Genomic DNA, 18,011 nt, shown 5'->3' with positions numbered 1-18,011 from the left:
GTGGTTCCTTATTGTTGTTATTGTGCTGCTATTATTGCCCCTGTAATGGCCAACCGCCAAGATTTTTATAGCGATTTATCATCCAACAGAACAACTCAGCAGTGCGTTCGGTATCGTACAGAGCGGAATGTGCTTGCTTGCCATCGAACGCGATACCGGCCGACTGACAGGCTTTCATCAGCACTGTTTGCCCGAGGGTAAGGGCAGCAAGCGCGGCCGTGTCGAAGGTGACAAACGGGTGAAATGGATTGCGCTTGAGTGCAGCGCGCTCAGCCGCGGCCATCACAAAGCCATGATCAAAGGTTGCATTATGACCGACCAACACGCAACGCTGACAACCGGCTTCCTTCTGCGCTTTGCGGATCGGCTTGAACATTTCTTTCAGCGCTTCTTCTTCGCTAACAGCCCCGCGCAGTGGTGAGTGTGGATCGATACCGTTGAAGTCAATGGCAGCTTGCTCGATGTTGGCACCAGCAAAGGGTTGCACATGAAAGTGCAAGCGCTCAGCAGGGTGCAGCCAACCCTCGTCATCAAAGGCGAGGGTAACGGCCGCAATTTCCAGCAAGGCATCGGTTTTCGCATTAAAACCGGCGGTTTCGACGTCAATAACGACCGGCAGGTAGCCACGAAACCGCTCCTGCATTAACTTGGCGGTGTGCTCACTCATAAATCGTCGCTTGGTTTGCGATCGATCAATTCGATAGCGTAACCGTCAGGGTCACGGACAAAGGCAATCACAGTTTTGCCGCCTTTCACTGGCCCTGGTTTGCGATAGACGTCAGCACCTTTGGCTTCGAGCTGCTCACACAAACCATAAATGTCTTCCACGCCAATGGCGATGTGCCCGTAGGCGTCGCCTAAATCATACTCACTTTTGCCCCAGTTGTAGGTCAGCTCAAGCACGGTATGGTCGGCTTCGTCGCCGTAACCGACAAAAGCAAGCGTGTATTTGTATTCCTCGTTGTCTGCTTGACGCAACAATTTCATGCCAAGTAATTCGGTATAAAATTGGATTGAGCGGTCTAAATCGCCCACGCGTAACATGGTATGTAGCATTCTCATCGTGGTACTCCTTTGCTTACTTTTGTTACAACTTCCCTTACTCGTCGGAAGTTTTCTCTTTAAATTCACATAAGTCTTCAATCAAGCAGCTGCCGCAACGTGGTTTGCGTGCAATGCAGGTATAGCGACCATGCAAAATAAACCAATGGTGCGCATCTACCTTAAATTCCGCCGGAATCACTTTATCGAGTTTATCCTCTACTGCGCGAACCGTCTTGCCCATGGCAAACTTGGTGCGGTTGGCGACCCGAAAAATGTGCGTGTCGACGGCAATGGTTGGCCAGCCAAAAGCGGTGTTGAGCACGACATTCGCCGTTTTGCGACCCACTCCCGGCAAGGCTTCTAATGCCGCACGGTCTTCGGGGACTTGACCGTCGTAGTGGTCAACAAGTAGTTGACAGGTCTTGATTACGTTCTCGGCCTTGGCGTTAAACAAACCAATGGTTTTAATGTAGTGCTTCACTCCGTCAACACCGAGTTCCAGCATGGCGGCCGGCGTATTGGCAACCGGGAACAATTTACGCGTTGCTTTATTAACGCCGACGTCGGTGGCTTGTGCCGACAGCATGACTGCGATCAATAACTCGAACACCGAGTCGTATTCAAGCTCGGTGGTCGGGTGCGGATTTTCGTTGCGCAAACGGGTTAGGATTTCAATGCGTTTTTGTTTATTCATAGCTACGTCAGTGCTTAGCCTTGCGACGTCACACGCGCACGCGTGACTTCTTTAACGGGTTTGCTGGCGCGTTGTTCGAGATAGCGGTCGATGCCATTTTTCAGCGCGATGATGAAGCCCATGGCGATGAATGCGCCCGGCGGTAGAATCGCTAGCAACAACGGATAATCGACGGCGAATAACTCAATGCGCAGGGCTGTCGCCCAGTCACCGAGCAACAATTCAGCGCCGTCAAAGAGGGTGCCATTGCCGATGACTTCGCGAATGCCGCCCAGTAACACCAACACGATTAAAAAGCCTAAGCCCATCATCAAGCCATCATAAGCTGCGTGGTGCCACGGGTTTTTCGAGGCGTAGGCTTCGGCGCGACCAATGATCACGCAGTTAGTGACAATCAATGGAATAAAAATACCGAGGGCTTGGTACAAGCCATACACGTAGGCATTCATCAGCAACTGAATCACGGTCACAAAGGTCGCGATAACCATCACAAAGACCGGAATACGGATTTCTTTGGGTACCCATTCGCGCACCAAAGAGACGGTAATGTTGGAGCCAACTAGTACCAATAAGGTGGCGAGTCCAAGACCGAGGGCATTGGTCACGGTGTTACTCACCGCCAATAATGGACAGAGGCCAAGGAGTTGCACCAAGGCTGGGTTATTCTGCCACAGCCCTTGCCACGTCAGTTCACGATAGCTCATGAGGTTTCACCTTCGCAGGCAGTAGCCGTTTGTTGCCACTGCAATTTTTGTTGCTTAAAGCGTCGCACGGTGCGTTCGACGGCTTGTACCACAGCACGCGGGGTAATAGTGGCACCAGTAAACTGGTCGAACACGCCACCGTCGCGGCGCACGGCCCAGCGCTCATCGTCGCTGCCATTCACCGTCATACCATCAAAACTCAAGATCCAATCGCTTTTGCGTAATTCAATTTTATCGCCAAGTCCAGGTGTTTCTTGGTGCTGTAGGGTACGCACCCCAGCAACTTCACCATCCCAATTGAGCGCGACTAATAAGCGAATGGCACCGGAATAACCGTTGGGCGCGACCACTTCGAGAGCTGCTGCGGTCGGCTCGCCATTAAGTGTTGCGAGATACATCGGGGTTGGCGTGCGAGCGAGCTCGGCATCATCAATCAACCGACAACTGGCATACAAATCATTATCGTGCTGCGCTGGTGGAATCAATTGATTCAAGACTTGCAGCAGTTCGCGCTGTTGTTCACGGGCAATGGGCTCGGCGGTCAATCGCGCCACCAGCATCACCAATAGGGTGGCGGCAATAGCAAAAGCGGCCAGGATCAGCCCGTTGCGCTGCATACTTTTACCGATCATGACTGACCTCCACGTCCGCCCGAGGCATGGCCATAAGCGGTTGGCTGTGAATATTTATCGATAATAGGCACGGTCATATTGGCCAGCAGTACGGCGAAGGCAACAGCGTCGGGATAGCCGCCCCAAGTGCGGATCACAAACACCAAGAAGCCGATCAGCAAACCAAAATACAAGCGCCCGCGATTCGAAGTGGCAGCGGTGACGGGGTCGGTCGCAATAAAGAACGCGCCGAGCATGGTTGCGCCACTGAGCAGGTGCATCAGCGGTGAAACGCTTTGGTCCGGTGCAAACAGCCAAGCGATAGAGGCTGGGATCAGCAGCCCCAACAACATGCCGCCGGGAATATGCCAACTGATGACGCGAACTTTCAGCAACACCAAGCCACCGAGCAAGAAGGCCGCGTTTATCCATTGCCAACCGATGCCGGCAAGGCCACTAAAAATCGGCTGTGCGAGCGCTTCACTGATGGTCAATTGATGGTTCAGAGCGGTGCGCAGGCTATCTAATGGGGTCGCCATGGTGAGGCCGTCAACGCCCATGCGTAACTGTTCCATACTGTAGCCGGCCGGGGTGTAGCCGCTAAAGATCAACACTGTGGTGTCCCAGAAACTCAGATCAAATTGCGCCAAGCTTTGTGGCAGCGGCCAACTGGTCATTTGCACAGGGAAGCTGACCAGCAACAAAACATAGCCGGCCATGGCCGGATTGAAGATATTCTGACCGACACCGCCATATACGTGCTTGACCACAATAATCGAAAATGCGGTACCAATGACAATCAGCCACCACGGCGCCATGCCCGGAATACTGATGGCCAGTAACACTGCCGTTACCAGCGCGGTGTGGTCGCGCCACGCACTGCTGATTGGACGACCACGTAAGGCCATGCAGGCTGCTTCAGCAACCCAAGCGGTGACGATAGCGAGTGCCAGTTGCCAAAGTACACCCCAGCCGAAAAAGTACATCAGTGTCAGCACACCCGGTACTAACGCTAAATACACCCAGCGCATGATTTGCTGGGTGGTACGCCGTTGGTGGGCGTGGGGGGATGCTGCCAGTTTAAAGGTCATGCTTTGTCCTCATCCGCCGAACTGGTTTCAGAATTCTGTTCTGCTTGTTTTGCGGCGGCTTGCTGCGCAGCTTTGCGTGCTTTCGCCCGCGCGATAGCGGCTTGCACGGCGTCTTGTGGATCGTTGCCACCGGCGGCTACTTGTTCAGCTTGTGCTTGTTTACGCGCTTCAGCGGCTTTGCGATGGCGTTCCAAGCGTTCCTCTTTTTCGCGCTCTAAGCGCTCTTGCCGAGCTTCAAAACGTTCTCGCGCCACTTCCGCTTTGGCTTTTTCACGCGCCAGATTACGGATTTCAGCTTTCGCTTTACGATAATAATGTACTAGCGGAATTTCACTGGGGCAGACGTACGCGCACGCACCACACTCGATGCAGTCAAACAGGTTCTGCTGCTCTAGGCCGTCGTAATCTTTGGCTTTTGCCAGCCACTGCAGCTGTTGTGGCAGCAACTGGGCCGGACACACGTCAGCACAGGCGCCGCAGCGAATACACGGCATTTCTTGTTGCGCCGGCGCGAGCTCTTGCGTGCTTGGAATCAGTAAACAGTTGGTAATTTTAACCACGGGCACATCGAGATCGGGCAGGGTGAAGCCCATCATCGGACCGCCCATGATTACCCGTTGCTGCTCGCCTTCACTTACAAAGCCTGCTTGCTGTAATAGGGTGGCAACCGGTGTACCAATGCGTACCCAGTAATTGCCGGGCTTTTGCACGCTCTCACCGGTGACCGTGACGACCCGTTCGGTAAGGGCTTCACCGTGGCGAATCGCACGACTGACAGCGAAGGCAGTACCCACGTTTTGCATCACCAGACCAATATCAATAGGCAGGCCTTTGCTCGGTACTTGGCGCCCCGTTAGCAATTGAATCAATTGCTTTTCGCCGCCAGACGGATACTTGGTGGGCACCACGCGCAGACTGAACTGCGGATAATCGGCCAGCACTTCGCGCATCGCCGCGATCGCCTCGGGTTTGTTATCTTCAATCGCCACCAAACCTTTAGTGGTTCCCGCAAGGTGCAACAAAATAGCTGCGCCATCAAGAATGGTGGCCGCATGTTCGCGCATTAAGCGGTCGTCGGCGGAAATATAGGGTTCGCACTCGACGCCGTTGATAATCAAATAATCAATCGGCCGTTGCAGGGCTAGCTTTTGTGCGGTGGGGAAACCGGCACCGCCAAGTCCGGCAATCCCTGCCATACAAATACGCTCGAGCAGTTCAGCACGCGAGACCTGGGTGTAGTCGGTCAATCCTTGCTGCGGCACACTCTCATCTTTGCCATCGGCGGCAATACGAATGACGATGTCGGCCATTGCCGATGGATGTGCGATACGCCCGGGGCCAATCGCGGTAACCGTGCCTGAGGTCGGTGCATGAATCGGTAGACCTTGTCCCAACGCCGCTTTACTTAGGGGCTGGCCACGCAACACGCGTTCACCGACACTGACACAAATTTCAGCCGGGCCACCGATGTGTTGTTTCAACGGCACAGTATAGGTCTCGGCCAGCGGTAATTGCGCAATGGGCACCGTATTGGAGAGCTCTTTGCGCTCCGGTGGATGAATCCCGCCTGGGAAGGTCCAAATGCGACCTGCTTCAATTTCTTTTAGATTGGCAGTCGTGGGCATACTACTTGGTCTCCACTACTTGCACGGGGATTTGCTGAAAATCCCATTGCCAGTTTTCTGGACGTGGTTGCACCGGCACCATGTCGATACAATCGACTGGGCAAGGCTCGACACACAAGTCGCAACCGGTACATTCATGCGCTATGACGGTGTGCATTTGTTTCGCGGCACCTAAAATGGCATCGACGGGGCAGGCTTGGATACACTTGGTGCAGCCAATGCATTCGTCTTCACGGATCACCGCCACTTTCTTCACGTCTTCTTGCCCGTGTGCGGCGTCCAATGGTTTGGCTTCAACGCCAAGCAAATCGGCTAGTGCTTTGATGGTAGCCTCGCCACCTGGCGGACACTTATTAATGTCGTCACCATTGGCAATGGCTTCGGCATAAGGGCGACAGCCGGGGTAGCCGCATTGCCCGCATTGGGTTTGTGGCAAAATAGCGTCGATTTGGTCAACAATAGGATCGCTCTCAACCTTAAACCGCACTGCGGCAAAGCCAAGTACCAAACCAAACACCAAGGCTAGAACACCCAGTGCAATGATTGCCGTCACTATACTCATGCGACACTCACCAAACCACTAAAGCCCATAAATGCTAATGACATAAGTCCAGCTGTGATCATGCCCACCGCTGCGCCTTTAAAGGGAACAGGCACATCTGCGGCCGCTAAGCGCTCGCGCAGCGCCGAGAACATAATCAAAACCAACGAGAAGCCGACCGCCGCGCCAAAGCCATAAATAATCGATTCGATAAAGTTGTGTTGTTCATTGATGTTCAACAGGGCCACACCGAGCACTGCACAGTTGGTGGTAATTAACGGTAAGAAGATACCGAGCAAGCGATACAGTGTTGGGCTGGTTTTGTGCACCACCATTTCAGTGAACTGCACCACAACCGCAATCACGAGAATAAAGCTCAAAGTTTGCAGGGCACCCAAGCCAAGGGGTTCGAGTAAATACTGGTTGACGAGATAGCTACACACCGATGCCAAGGTCAGCACAAAGGTCGTTGCCGCAGACATACCGATGGCTGTCTCGAGCTTGTTCGATACCCCCATAAACGGGCACAAGCCGAGAAACTTCACCAACACAAAATTGTTCACCAGTACGGTTGCTACTAGTAGTAGCAAATACTCACCCATGAGCTACACCTGATTGGTCTGAAAAAGTAACGAAACTAATTGCCATATTATCGAACGTTTAGCCGTTTGAAACAACCGATAGACTGTAGTGTTATTCGGCTTTGTCATTGAATCTTCATTTAGTTGTCGCAAAAGCGCCATTAAAGCCCCGTAAGGTGGCGCTAAATCGAGCCAAGAAGGGGCCTTGCCATGGGGCGCTGGTTAGCGACGTTAAGCCGATACGATCAACAGTGGTTTTGTTGGTTAACGCAACGAGCTCAAAGTATTCAGCAACAACGCTGGGTGCGTTGGCTATCTCGCTCGGGAGATGGTTATTGCTACGCCATTGTTGCGTTGTACTTCTATTTTACCGATGAACTGATCGATCGGCGCATGTTGCCCACGCTGTTCACCGGCTTTGCCATCGAAATTCCTACTTTTATGCTGATCAAGCGCTGGTTAAAACGCCCGCGCCCTTATCAAACACTTTCTATTACTGCAGTAATACAAGCCCACGATCAATTTAGCTTTCCTTCAGGGCACACCACCGCGGCATTTTTATTTGCCACCTTGGCCTGTTATTTCCTGCCTCATTTAGCACCGGTCTGGCTCTGCTGGGCTACCGCTGTAGGGCTGTCGCGGTTGTTACTGGGGGTGCATTATCCCGGCGACATCCTCGCTGGCGCCGCGCTTGGTACTGGTCTGGCCGGAATCGCGCTTAGTTTAATGGATCCCATCACGATTTAAAGGAGTTCGCGTATGAAGATCTTGCTCGGTATTCAAGGCACCGGCAATGGCCATTTAAGTCGTTGTTCAGCGCTTGCAGAAGCGTTACAGCAGCACGCTGTTGAGGTGGATTATCTGGTCTCGGGACGGCCACAAGAATTGCTCTTTGACATGCAGGCGTTTCCGCAATGGCAATGGCGCAAAGGGCTATCCTTTGCCGTTAAAAATGGTCAAATCGACTTACTGCAAACCCTGAAGAGCAACAACTGGCGGCAATTTTGGCACGACGTGAACACACTCGACTTGAGTCCGTACGATTTGATTGTCACCGACTACGAGCCGGTGGTGGCTTGGGCGGCAAAACGTCAGGGCAAACGCTGTATTGGTGTGGGCCGTCAGTATGCCTTTTACCAACCGACGAAAACGCTGCATTTGCCGTGGTTCTACAATAAGTTGATTAAGTTCTTTGCGCCAGTAAGTGACGTGGTGGGTATGCATTGGGTCAAAGATGGTCAACACACGTTACCGCCGATTGTGCATCACCGTTCCGAGCCAAGCGACGTTGAGTCAGATCATTACTTGGTTTATCTGCCGTTTGAATCGCTATTAGCGGTGCACCGTCTGTTGGCGCAGTTCCCGCAGTATCGCTTTAGCGTGTTTCATCCAGAGGCGAAACGACAGCGGTTGGCAGGCATCGATTATTATCCGCCTTCTAGACAGCGTTTTGCTGAGCTTTTTATGCAAGCTGAGGGGGTCATAAGCAACGCTGGTTTTGAAACCAGTAGCGAGGCATTAGCGTACGGTAAAAAGCTTTTGGTACGCCCGTTAGCGGGGCAGTTTGAGCAGGTCGCCAACGCACGCTGCTTAGCAACGCTTGGTTTAGCGACCCAGCTTGAGCATTTGTCAGAGGCAGGCTTGCGGCATTGGTTTGCCAACGGTGAAGCACAACAATGCTTCTGGCCAGATGTTGCCAGTGCCGTTGCACAGTGGTTAGCAACAGGCGCAACTACGCCGGTCGATGAATTAAGTCGGCAACTATGGAAACAGAGTGAACAAACGGATTTACGAAGTTTATTGCGTAGTGATTATGGCTTGTTGCGGAGTCACGTCTAGCGGTTGAGCTAGCTGGCTCCCCAGGTTGGATTCGAACCAACGACACATGGATTAACAGTCCACCGCTCTAACCAACTGAGCTACTGGGGAATAACAAGCTAAAGAGGGGATGTGCTGATGAGTGTGGCTCCCCAGGTTGGATTCGAACCAACGACACATGGATTAACAGTCCACCGCTCTAACCAACTGAGCTACTGGGGAACGTTGCAAATACTCATCAAGCTGTCATCCGACAACGGGAGCGAATGTTAAAGATGCCCGCGCGCCCTGTCAATAGTAAAAATCACCGTTTGCGCGTTTTCTGCGCAAGGACAGTGAAAATTTTTTTGTCAAGCCTGAAAAAGGACTGGCGCTATAACATAACGCATAGTGCGCAATGGGCTTCGGTTATCCACAGCGAGGGCAAACTCGCGTGGTTCGTGGGCTTGCCGATCTTATCCACTAAATCTGTGGATAACCTTGTGGGTAGAACTGTGAGAAGCCTTAAACTGTGCGAGTTACAGATTAATTTAGCGGTTGGTTAAAAATTGCGTAGTCAAAAAATAAATTAATTAAAACAGTAAGATACAAAACGCATGTCATTCATCGCAAATTTTTTATTTAGCCGTCTGTAGCTGCATAGTCTTTCACCACGGATTGTGCATTTCTTCATAAATCTGGTGAATTTTTATCATCAAAAAAGCTCCACAACCGATAAATTGTGGAGCTTTTGTAAGGCTTTACAAAACTTTGCCTGACGGTCTAATTGTTAGCAAAAGCACTAATGCGTTTAACGGCCTCTTTAAGCGTGTCAAGGTCAGTGGCAAACGAAAAGCGACAATGACCCGGTGCGCCGAAGGCAGTACCCGGCACTAACGCGACTTTGGCCTCGGTGAGTAATGCTTCACACCATTCAATATCCGTCGCGTAACCTTTGTCTGCCATCATTTGCTCGATGTTAGCGAAGGTGTAGAAGGTGCCATCACCGGCGATACAACGCATACCTGGGATCTGGTTCAAAGCATCGACCAGATAATCATGCCGTTGTTTGAAGGCACTGACCATGGTGTCGATACAGCTTTGGTCGCCATTGAGGGCCGCCAATGCAGCATATTGACTGATGCTGGCTGGGTTTGATGTGCTTTGTGATTGCATCTTTTTCATAGCGGCAATCAGTTTGGCCGGACCTGCCGCATAACCAATGCGCCAACCGGTCATCGCATAGGCTTTTGACACACCCGAGAGCAAGACAATGCGGTGCTGCAGATCTGGCGCAGCCATAGCGATATTGGCAAACGGGAAATCAGCCCAAAGAATGTGTTCGTACATGTCGTCGCTGGCAATCAACACTTGTGGATGCTGGCGCAGTACTTCTGCCAGTTCAGCGAGCTCTGCCTTGCTGTAAGCGGTACCTGTCGGGTTCGACGGACTATTCAAAAACAGCAAGCGGGTTTTCGGTGTGATTGCAGCAGCCAGTTGCGCTGCGGTGATTTTATAGCGCTGTTCAATACCCGCTTGAATAAATTTCGGCTCGGCGCCTACCAGTTTGGCCATATCAGGGTAGGAGACCCAATAAGGCGCCGGAATCAACACTTCATCGCCAGGGTTCAGCCAAGCGCTCAGCAAATTGAAAATGCTGTGTTTACCACCGGCGGAGATCAAAATCTGATTTAGTTCGTAATCAAGTTGATTGTCACGTTTAAACTTGTCGATGACAGCTTGTTTCAGCGGCACGATGCCATCAACCGCAGTGTACTTGGTGTGACCCGCATCAATCGCAGCTTTGGCTGCCGTTTTAATAAACTCGGGCGTATCAAAATCTGGCTCGCCCACACCGAGACCAATAACGTCGTGACCAGCAGCTTTTAGCTCGGAAGCTTTTTGCGACACGGCAAGGGTAGGTGACGGTTGAATCGCATTGACGCGATCCGATAACAGTAAACTCTCATTGGTTTGCTTCACAACATTTTTAGTCACGACACGATCCTGTGGGTTATCGATGGGCCAGATAGTCAAAATGCAGAGCCGTACTATATGATCTACGGCGCATTTTGTCCACGATCCGATACTGATCCTGAGGATCATTTGTGGTGACTGAATAGCACCGAAAAGGTTAATCCGTTACAATGGACAGCTTTGAAATTTCATCATCTTTTTAGCCTACGGGACGTTGCATGAGCTCTGCTGTATCAGCTACTTCGTTAACGCAAGATCCAATTCCGCGCACGCTATGGCAAATGACGTGGCCGGTGGTTATTGGTGTACTCACGCTGATTAGCTTTAATGTGGTCGACACCTTCTTCGTCGGTATGTTGGGCACCGATCCGTTGGCTGCGGTCAGTTTTACCTTTCCGGTAACTTTTACCGTAATTAGCCTCGCCATTGGCCTCGGTATTGGCACTTCGGCGGTACTGGCGCGCAAACGCGGAGCTGGGCGACAGGAACACGCGCAGTTTGATGGCTTTATTGCACTCGCGGTTTCGGCCATCTTGGTGGCAGCATTGTCGGTCGTCGGTTATTTGCTGATGGACCCAATTTTTACCGCACTGCAAGCGCAGCCGCGCTTAATGCCGTTGATTCACGATTACATGATCCCATGGTTCATTGGTGCCACGCTGTTGGTCATTCCGATGGTAGGCAATGCGGTGCTGCGTTCTTCTGGTGATACCCGTACCCCTAGTTTAATCATGGCCTCGGGCGGTTTGCTGAACGCCATTTTTGACCCTATTTTAATTTTTGGCCTCGGCCCCATTCCGGCGCTGGGAGTGCAGGGTGCGGCGCTTGCCAGCGTCATTAGCTGGACCATAGGGACGGTGTTGGTGCTGTGGTACTTGCATTACAAAAAGCTGATTAGCACGAAGGCACCGGTCGATGCGCATCCAGTGCGTTCAGCGCGCCAAATTCTGTCGATTGGCATGCCGGCCGCCGGCGCGAATATGCTGACACCGCTGGCAATGGCGGTACTGACGGCGATTATTGCCGGCTACGGTGCTCCCGCCGTTGCCGCATTTGGGGTGGGTACGCGGCTCGAGTCCTTGGCCAGCGTGATTATATTGGCGCTATCGATGAGTTTGCCGCCGCTGGTGAGCCAAAATCTTGGCGCAATGCAGTTTGCACGAGTAAAAGAAGCCTACACCACGGCTTTGCGCGCGGTCATCATCGTGCAGCTGGTCATCTATCTGCTGCTGATTGTTACTGCGCCTTGGATCGCCATGATCTTCACCGATGATCCTGAGGTGGCACGCTTGATTCGTCTGTTTATCTACATCATGCCACTGGGCTATGGCGTCCAAGGCGTGATTATTTTGACCAATTCTAGTTTCAATGCAATGCATGCACCGATGTCGGCATTGCTGTTAAGTATTGTGCGGTTGTTTGTGATGTTTGTACCGCTGAGTTATATCGGTTCTTGGCTGTACGATATTCCCGGTTTGTTTGCCGGTGGTGTAATTGCGAACTTCATTACTGCACTGATTGCTTGGCAGTGGTTTGCCAAACATTTGCAACGCGAACGGCACGAGGAGAATGCAGCATGAGTCGAGAGTTTGAACTGGCCTCTGAATTTGAGCCAGCGGGCGATCAGCCGCGCGCGATTGAACAGTTGGTCGACAACCTCGAGGCAGGGTTAGCCCACCAAACCTTGCTCGGTGTGACCGGCTCAGGTAAGACGTTTACCATGGCAAATGTCATTCAAAAGGTGCAACGACCAACGCTTATTTTGGCGCATAACAAGACGTTAGCGGCGCAACTGTACGGCGAAATGAAAGAGTTTTTCCCCAACAATGCGGTGGAATATTTCGTCTCATACTACGACTACTATCAGCCTGAAGCTTATGTGCCAACCACTGATACCTTTATCGAAAAAGACGCGTCGATTAACGACCACATTGAGCAAATGCGGTTGTCGGCGACCAAAGCATTAATGGAACGCCGTGACGTTGTGTTGGTGGCGTCGGTGTCATGTATTTATGGTTTGGGCGATCCTGAATCCTACATGAAAATGATGCTGCACTTGCGCCGTGGCGATATCATCGACCAGCGCGACATACTACGTCGCTTGGCTGAGTTGCAATACAAACGCAATGATGCCGCTTTCGAACGTGGCACCTACCGCGTGCGTGGTGAGGTGATTGATATCTTCCCAGCAGAATCTGAAGAGATGGCGGTGCGGGTTGAGTTGTTTGATGATGAGATTGATCGCATCAGCTTTTTTGAACCGCTGACTGGACAGGTGACGCAAGCCGATGTGGCGCGGGCGACGATTTATCCGAAGACCCACTATGTGACGCCGCGCGAGAAAATTTTAAAAGCCATTGAGCAAATCAAAGACGAACTCAAAGATCGCAAGCAACAACTGCTGGATGCCAACAAACTGATTGAAGAGCAACGCATCAGCCAGCGCACCCAGTACGACATCGAGATGATGCTGGAGTTGGGTTATTGCTCAGGTATCGAAAACTATTCTCGCTATTTGTCCGGCCGCGCGCCGGGCGAGCCGCCACCGACATTACTCGATTATTTGCCTGACGACGCACTGCTAATTATCGATGAATCACACGTGACCGTTTCGCAAGTAGGGGCAATGTACAAAGGCGACCGTTCGCGTAAAGAGAACTTGGTGAATTACGGCTTTCGGCTGCCTTCAGCGTTAGATAACCGCCCGTTAAAGTTTGAAGAGTTCGAGGCAATTGCACCACAAACCATTTATGTGTCGGCAACACCGGGTAAATACGAACTGGAAAAATCGGCTGGCGAGGTCATCGAACAAGTCGTACGCCCGACCGGGTTGATTGATCCGGTGATTGAAGTACGTCCAGTCGCTACCCAAGTCGATGACTTAATGTCTGAAGTTCGTGCGCGCGTAGCCGTCAATGAGCGTGTGCTTGCTACCACGCTGACCAAGAAAATGGCTGAAGACTTAAGTGATTATCTGGACGAGCATGGCATTAAAGTGCGCTATCTGCATTCCGACATTGATACGGTTGAGCGCATGGAAATCATTCGTGATCTGCGCTTAGGTGAATTCGATGTGCTGGTGGGCATCAACCTGCTACGTGAGGGCTTGGATATGCCTGAAGTCAGCTTGGTAGCGATTCTCGATGCCGATAAAGAGGGCTTTTTGCGCTCCGACCGTGCGTTGATTCAGACCATTGGTCGTGCGGCGCGTAACGTCAATGGTAAAGCGATTTTGTATGGCGATAAGATTACCGGCTCGATGCAACGCGCTATTGATGAAACCGACCGTCGTCGCGCCAAGCAAATTGCGCACAACGAAGCGCAAGGCATTACACCAAAAGGCTTAACCAAGCGAGTTACCGATGTCATGGACTTGGGTGGCGCACGCCAGCGCAAGAAATCATACGAGGAGCGTCGTGCCGTGGCGGAGAAAGAAGCCAAGTACGATATCAATCTGAGTGATCCTATTGCGCTGATGAAGTTGTTAGAGCGCACCGAGAAAGAAATGTATCAAGCGGCCAAAGATCTTGAGTTTGAGAAGGCGGCCAAGTTACGTGATGACGTCGCCGATTTGCGCGAACGCTTAAAACTATTAGGTTAGGGCGATGCAGTTAAGGCTTGGTGATGAACGCTATCTAACGAACGACGGTCAATTGAAAACACCGCTGGCACTGGTATTTGTGCTGGCGTTGTTTTTGCGCGGTTATTTGGCGTGGATTATTTCGCTGACGTTTAGTGAAGATCGCGGTCGTCTGCTGAGCTTTTTCTATGCCAACACCGAACAATTCGTGCTGACGTTGAGTGTCGGCGTGCCGGCATTAATGGTGCTGGTCATGCTGACCCAAATGAAAGCCGAATTGCCACGTTGGGTGCCAAAATTCGCGCGCATAGCACCGGTGTTATTGTGGTTAAGTTGGCTCGCCGATGGTGTTTTGATTGGTAGTTTGGTCGCCGCGAATTGGCCGCATTTTGCGTTCGTTAAAGCATTGATTATTTTTGCCTGGCTGACAGCGCTATGGCTGTTGCTGTATTCACGGCATTTGAGAAGGTTCTTTCAGTTGCTAGCTAGTGAACGAGATAGCGGAAACGGCTAATTTCCCCGTAGTAGAACTACGGGCTACGTGTGGTGTTGTTTTAGTTTTAAACGAACAGCAAACAGCGAATAGCAAACATCGCTTTTCACATTCGAAGAAGTGGTGGATGGTACTGGGCTCGAACCAGTGACCCCCGCCTTGTAAGGGCGGTGCTCTCCCAGCTGAGCTAACCATCCATCTGGGGTGCGGCAGAGACTGGAGAAGTGGTGGATGGTACTGGGTTCGAACCAGTGACCCCCGCCTTGTAAGGGCGGTGCTCTCCCAGCTGAGCTAACCATCCGTTATCTCTGCTTTGCGGGGCGTATTATAGGGTGCCTCGCGTTGCTGTCAACAGAAAATATGTCGATAACTAACTGACTGCTGACTTTTTCACCGAATCGACGACGATTCAGGCAAATTAGCCCAAAACCGCAGGTGCGACACACGCTGCTTATTGGTAAACTACGCAGCAAAATAACCCGAAAGATGCGGAGAATGCAACTGTTATGACAGTAGTCACTCGTTTTGCCCCAAGCCCAACCGGCTATTTACATGTCGGTGGCGCACGTACAGCTCTTTATTCATGGTTGGTAGCCAAAGCTGCTGGCGGTAAGTTTGTGTTGCGGATTGAAGACACTGACCGCGAGCGCTCAACTCAGCCGGCCATCGACGCTATTCTTGAAGGCATGGAATGGTTAGGGCTGAACTGGGATGAGGGTCCTTACTACCAAACCAAGCGCTTTGATCGCTACGAACATTACATCGATAAACTGTTGGCCGAAGACAAAGCCTATAAATGTTATTGCTCACAAGAGCGCCTTGAGCAAATGCGTGAAGAGCAAATGGCGCGCGGCGAGAAGCCACGTTACGACGGACACTGTCGAGACAACCCCAATGTCAGTGGCGAGCGTTACGTTGTGCGTTTTCGCAATCCACAAACCGGTGCTGTGAAATTCAACGATCACATTCGTGGTCCTATCGAGTTCGCGAATACCGAATTGGATGACCTCATCATTGCTCGCAGCGATGGCACACCGACGTATAACTTTTGTGTGGTCATTGATGACTGGGAAATGAATATTACCCACGTGGTGCGTGGTGAAGACCATATCAATAACACGCCACGGCAAATCAACATTCTGCAAGCGCTCGGTGCACCAGTGCCTGAGTATGCGCATGTTTCAATGATTTTGGGCGACGACGGCAAGAAGCTATCCAAGCGTCACGGCGCCGTGAGCGTGATGCAGTATCGCGATGACGGCTACTTGCCGCAAGCGGTGCTCAATTATTTAGTGCGCTTGGGGTGGTCCCACGGCGATCAAGAAATTTTCAGTATTGATGAAATGATCAAGCTGTTCAGTCTAGATGACGTCAATAAAGCTGCGTCAGCGTTTAACACCGAAAAACTCAATTGGTTGAATCAGCACTACATGAAAAGTTTGCCAGTGAGTGAAGTTGCTGAGCATTTGCAATGGCACTTTAGCGATCAAGCGGTTGATGTCAGCAAAGGGCCGGCGCTTGAAAAAATCATTCCGCTGTTAGCCGATCGTGTCAAAACGCTGAAAGAAATGGTGGTCGCTGCGCGCTATTTTTATGAAGAGTACGAAGATTTTGAAGAGGGTGCAGCGAAAAAGCACCTGCGCCCGGTTGCCCGTGAAGCACTCGCTACCGTGCAGCAACGATTGCAAGCATTAACCACGTGGGATGCCGCAACGATTCAAGCCGCGATTCAAGGTGTCGCAGACGACCTCGAAGTAGGTATGGGCAAAGTAGGTATGCCGTTGCGTGTAGCCGTGACCGGTGGTGGTAACTCTCCTTCGCTGGACGTCACGCTCGAATTACTTGATCAAGATCAAGTGGTACGACGTATCGACCGCGCGATTTCCTATATCATTGAGCGTGAGAACGCACAACAATAGGACCTCTGATGCCGAAAATTCGTCAGCTACTGGAAAAGAATCGTGAATGGGCACAACGCCAGATCGCCGAGCAGCCTAATTTTTTCGCCGATCTGGTAGCACAACAATCACCGGAATACTTGTGGATTGGGTGCTCAGACAGTCGGGTACCGGCGAACCAAGTTGTCGACATGGCGCCTGGCGAACTTTTCGTGCACCGCAACGTCGCCAATCAAGTGATCCAGACCGATTTTAACTGTCTGTCGGTGGTGCAGTACGCCGTCGATGCGCTGCAGGTGAAGCATATACTAGTAGTAGGGCACTATGGTTGTGGCGGCGTTCGCGCTGCCACCGAAAATTGCAGCCACGGTCTTGTGGATCACTGGCTGTATCCAATCAAAGACATCTACCGTGAGCATCACGACGAACTTGACCTGTTAGAAGACAAAGCACGTATCGATCGATTGTGTGAACTCAACGTAATAGAGCAAGTTCGAAACCTCGCCAAAACCACCATAGTGCAGGGCGCGTGGGAGCGTGGTCAGGAACTCGCGCTACATGGCTGGGTATACAGTTTGGAAGACGGTTTGGTGCGTGATATGAACGTTACCGTGCGTGACAAAGCATCGCTCGAGCGGATTTATCATTTTAATGATTAAGCCGTGTTTGTCGCGCATTTGCACAACAATTGCGCGGCATTTGCGCGAACTGCTTTAAAAATCGGCAAACGGTTCTTTTTGCCAAAAAAAAGGTTGACGGTAAGCAGCGAATTACCATAGAATTCGCCCCGCTGTCAGGGTTACGGGGCTATAGCTCAGCTGGGAGAGCGCTTGCATGGCATGCAAGAGGTCAGCGGTTCGATCCCGCTTAGCTCCACCAAAGCATCTGACACGATTTTGAAATACCGCGTCCCCTTCGTCTAGAGGCCTAGGACACCGCCCTTTCACGGCGGTAACAGGGGTTCGAATCCCCTAGGGGACGCCATTTTCAAAATCAGCGAGACAACTTGAATGTTCTGCGTCCCCTTCGTCTAGAGGCCTAGGACACCGCCCTTTCACGGCGGTAACAGGGGTTCGAATCCCCTAGGGGACGCCACATTCAGTCATCGCAACCGCAAGTCCGGGGTCCCCTTCGTCTAGAGGCCTAGGACACCGCCCTTTCACGGCGGTAACAGGGGTTCGAATCCCCTAGGGGACGCCATTTCTTCGTACTTTATCTTTCCTTTCTTATTCAATCTATACACAATTCAAAACCGCACATTTACGCATAATGTTCAATTTCTGCTTATAATTCAAATGTAAAGTTTGTAAAATAAATTGACGCGCTCGCCACATCTTGTTATCAATCTATTAACAATAATATACGTTGATAGGAA

Annotated in this window: 17 protein-coding genes and 8 tRNA genes; 11 read left to right on the top strand and 14 right to left on the bottom strand. The window is 51.5% G+C overall.

All coding sequences use genetic code 11. The annotated features are described in order from the left end of the window. Window positions 1-31: 31 nt before the first annotated feature. The 9 genes from rnt to rsxA are packed head-to-tail and all read right to left on the bottom strand — an operon-like array spanning window position 32 to window position 6,912. A complete protein-coding gene (gene rnt / locus IDAT_RS07220; RefSeq protein ID WP_034732379.1) occupies window positions 32-667 on the bottom strand; it encodes a ribonuclease T in 636 nt (211 codons plus the stop codon). Further along, window positions 664-1,062, bottom strand: a complete 399-nt coding sequence (gene gloA, locus IDAT_RS07215; protein ID WP_034732378.1) for a lactoylglutathione lyase — start codon at window positions 1,060-1,062, stop codon at window positions 664-666. Before gloA ends, rnt begins: the two co-directional genes overlap by 4 nt. Window positions 1,063-1,099: 37 nt before the next feature. Beyond that, a complete protein-coding gene (nth, locus tag IDAT_RS07210) occupies window positions 1,100-1,738 on the bottom strand; it encodes an endonuclease III (protein ID WP_034732377.1) in 639 nt (212 codons plus the stop codon). A 14-nt stretch (window positions 1,739-1,752) separates the two neighbouring features. Continuing rightward, entirely contained in the window at window positions 1,753-2,442 is a 690-nt protein-coding gene (locus IDAT_RS07205) for an electron transport complex subunit E (RefSeq protein WP_034732375.1), read from the bottom strand. Beyond that, entirely contained in the window at window positions 2,439-3,074 is a 636-nt protein-coding gene (rsxG, locus tag IDAT_RS07200; RefSeq protein ID WP_034732373.1) for an electron transport complex subunit RsxG, read from the bottom strand. The genes IDAT_RS07205 and rsxG overlap by 4 nt, the downstream gene beginning before the upstream one ends. Continuing rightward, window positions 3,071-4,144 (bottom strand): electron transport complex subunit RsxD, encoded by a 1,074-nt coding sequence (gene rsxD / locus IDAT_RS07195; protein WP_034732371.1) that lies wholly within the window; start codon window positions 4,142-4,144, stop codon window positions 3,071-3,073. The genes rsxG and rsxD overlap by 4 nt, the downstream gene beginning before the upstream one ends. Next, window positions 4,141-5,769, bottom strand: a complete 1,629-nt coding sequence (rsxC, locus tag IDAT_RS07190; RefSeq protein WP_051986642.1) for an electron transport complex subunit RsxC — start codon at window positions 5,767-5,769, stop codon at window positions 4,141-4,143. The genes rsxD and rsxC overlap by 4 nt, the downstream gene beginning before the upstream one ends. A 1-nt stretch (window position 5,770) precedes the next feature. Next, complete coding sequence (gene rsxB / locus IDAT_RS07185) at window positions 5,771-6,331, bottom strand: electron transport complex subunit RsxB (protein ID WP_034732369.1); 561 nt, start codon at window positions 6,329-6,331, stop codon at window positions 5,771-5,773. Further along, on the bottom strand, window positions 6,328-6,912 hold the full coding sequence (gene rsxA, locus IDAT_RS07180) for an electron transport complex subunit RsxA (RefSeq protein ID WP_034732367.1): 585 nt from the start codon (window positions 6,910-6,912) through the stop codon (window positions 6,328-6,330). The genes rsxB and rsxA overlap by 4 nt, the downstream gene beginning before the upstream one ends. Window positions 6,913-7,101: 189 nt before the next feature. Here rsxA and IDAT_RS07175 point away from each other — a divergent pair, with 189 nt between their 5' ends. After that, complete coding sequence (locus IDAT_RS07175; RefSeq protein WP_034732364.1) at window positions 7,102-7,638, top strand: phosphatase PAP2 family protein; 537 nt, start codon at window positions 7,102-7,104, stop codon at window positions 7,636-7,638. Window positions 7,639-7,650: 12 nt separating this feature from the next. Next, the gene (locus IDAT_RS07170; RefSeq protein ID WP_034732362.1) at window positions 7,651-8,730 is read left to right on the top strand and encodes an MJ1255/VC2487 family glycosyltransferase; all 1,080 of its coding nucleotides are present in this window, start codon (window positions 7,651-7,653) and stop codon (window positions 8,728-8,730) included. Window positions 8,731-8,743: 13 nt separating this feature from the next. Here the strand turns inward: IDAT_RS07170 and IDAT_RS07165 are convergent. The 3 genes from IDAT_RS07165 to IDAT_RS07150 form a co-directional block, all read right to left on the bottom strand. Then, window positions 8,744-8,820, bottom strand: a tRNA-Asn gene (locus IDAT_RS07165). A 34-nt stretch (window positions 8,821-8,854) separates the two neighbouring features. After that, window positions 8,855-8,931 (bottom strand) — tRNA-Asn (locus tag IDAT_RS07160). A gap of 540 nt (window positions 8,932-9,471) precedes the next feature. Then, a complete protein-coding gene (locus IDAT_RS07150; protein ID WP_244441612.1) occupies window positions 9,472-10,686 on the bottom strand; it encodes a pyridoxal phosphate-dependent aminotransferase in 1,215 nt (404 codons plus the stop codon). A 197-nt stretch (window positions 10,687-10,883) separates the two neighbouring features. Here IDAT_RS07150 and IDAT_RS07145 point away from each other — a divergent pair, with 197 nt between their 5' ends. From IDAT_RS07145 to IDAT_RS07135, 3 genes are read left to right on the top strand one after another with little or no spacing between them, the layout of a single operon-like run. Then, window positions 10,884-12,245, top strand: coding sequence for an MATE family efflux transporter (locus IDAT_RS07145; protein WP_034732358.1), 1,362 nt, complete (start codon window positions 10,884-10,886; stop codon window positions 12,243-12,245). Continuing rightward, window positions 12,242-14,266, top strand: a complete 2,025-nt coding sequence (uvrB, locus tag IDAT_RS07140; protein WP_034732356.1) for an excinuclease ABC subunit UvrB — start codon at window positions 12,242-12,244, stop codon at window positions 14,264-14,266. The genes IDAT_RS07145 and uvrB overlap by 4 nt, the downstream gene beginning before the upstream one ends. Before the next feature lie 4 nt (window positions 14,267-14,270). Continuing rightward, window positions 14,271-14,759 (top strand): DUF2919 family protein, encoded by a 489-nt coding sequence (locus IDAT_RS07135; protein ID WP_051986641.1) that lies wholly within the window; start codon window positions 14,271-14,273, stop codon window positions 14,757-14,759. 100 nt (window positions 14,760-14,859) lie between these two features. Here the strand turns inward: IDAT_RS07135 and IDAT_RS07130 are convergent. Both IDAT_RS07130 and IDAT_RS07125 read right to left on the bottom strand, forming a co-directional pair. Further along, window positions 14,860-14,935: transfer RNA gene (locus IDAT_RS07130), tRNA-Val, on the bottom strand. A 28-nt stretch (window positions 14,936-14,963) separates the two neighbouring features. Beyond that, window positions 14,964-15,039 (bottom strand) — tRNA-Val (locus IDAT_RS07125). Between the two features lie 205 nt (window positions 15,040-15,244). On the opposite strand from IDAT_RS07125, the gene gltX reads away from it, so the two are divergent. From gltX to IDAT_RS07095, 6 genes are all read left to right on the top strand, one after another. Further along, window positions 15,245-16,657, top strand: a complete 1,413-nt coding sequence (gene gltX, locus IDAT_RS07120; protein WP_034732354.1) for a glutamate--tRNA ligase — start codon at window positions 15,245-15,247, stop codon at window positions 16,655-16,657. Between the two features lie 8 nt (window positions 16,658-16,665). After that, entirely contained in the window at window positions 16,666-17,295 is a 630-nt protein-coding gene (can, locus tag IDAT_RS07115; protein WP_034732352.1) for a carbonate dehydratase, read from the top strand. Window positions 17,296-17,439: 144 nt separating this feature from the next. Continuing rightward, window positions 17,440-17,515 (top strand) — tRNA-Ala (locus IDAT_RS07110). A 29-nt stretch (window positions 17,516-17,544) separates the two neighbouring features. Next, window positions 17,545-17,620: transfer RNA gene (locus tag IDAT_RS07105), tRNA-Glu, on the top strand. A 35-nt stretch (window positions 17,621-17,655) separates the two neighbouring features. Beyond that, window positions 17,656-17,731 (top strand) — tRNA-Glu (locus tag IDAT_RS07100). Between the two features lie 29 nt (window positions 17,732-17,760). Next, window positions 17,761-17,836: transfer RNA gene (locus tag IDAT_RS07095), tRNA-Glu, on the top strand. Window positions 17,837-18,011 lie beyond the last annotated feature (175 nt).

The organism is Pseudidiomarina atlantica (genome assembly GCF_000753735.1).
GTDB classification, from domain to species: Bacteria; Pseudomonadota; Gammaproteobacteria; order Enterobacterales; family Alteromonadaceae; genus Pseudidiomarina; species Pseudidiomarina atlantica.
The sequence above is the reverse complement of the archived record's forward strand: the minus strand, read 5'-3'. Positions and strand labels throughout refer to the sequence as shown.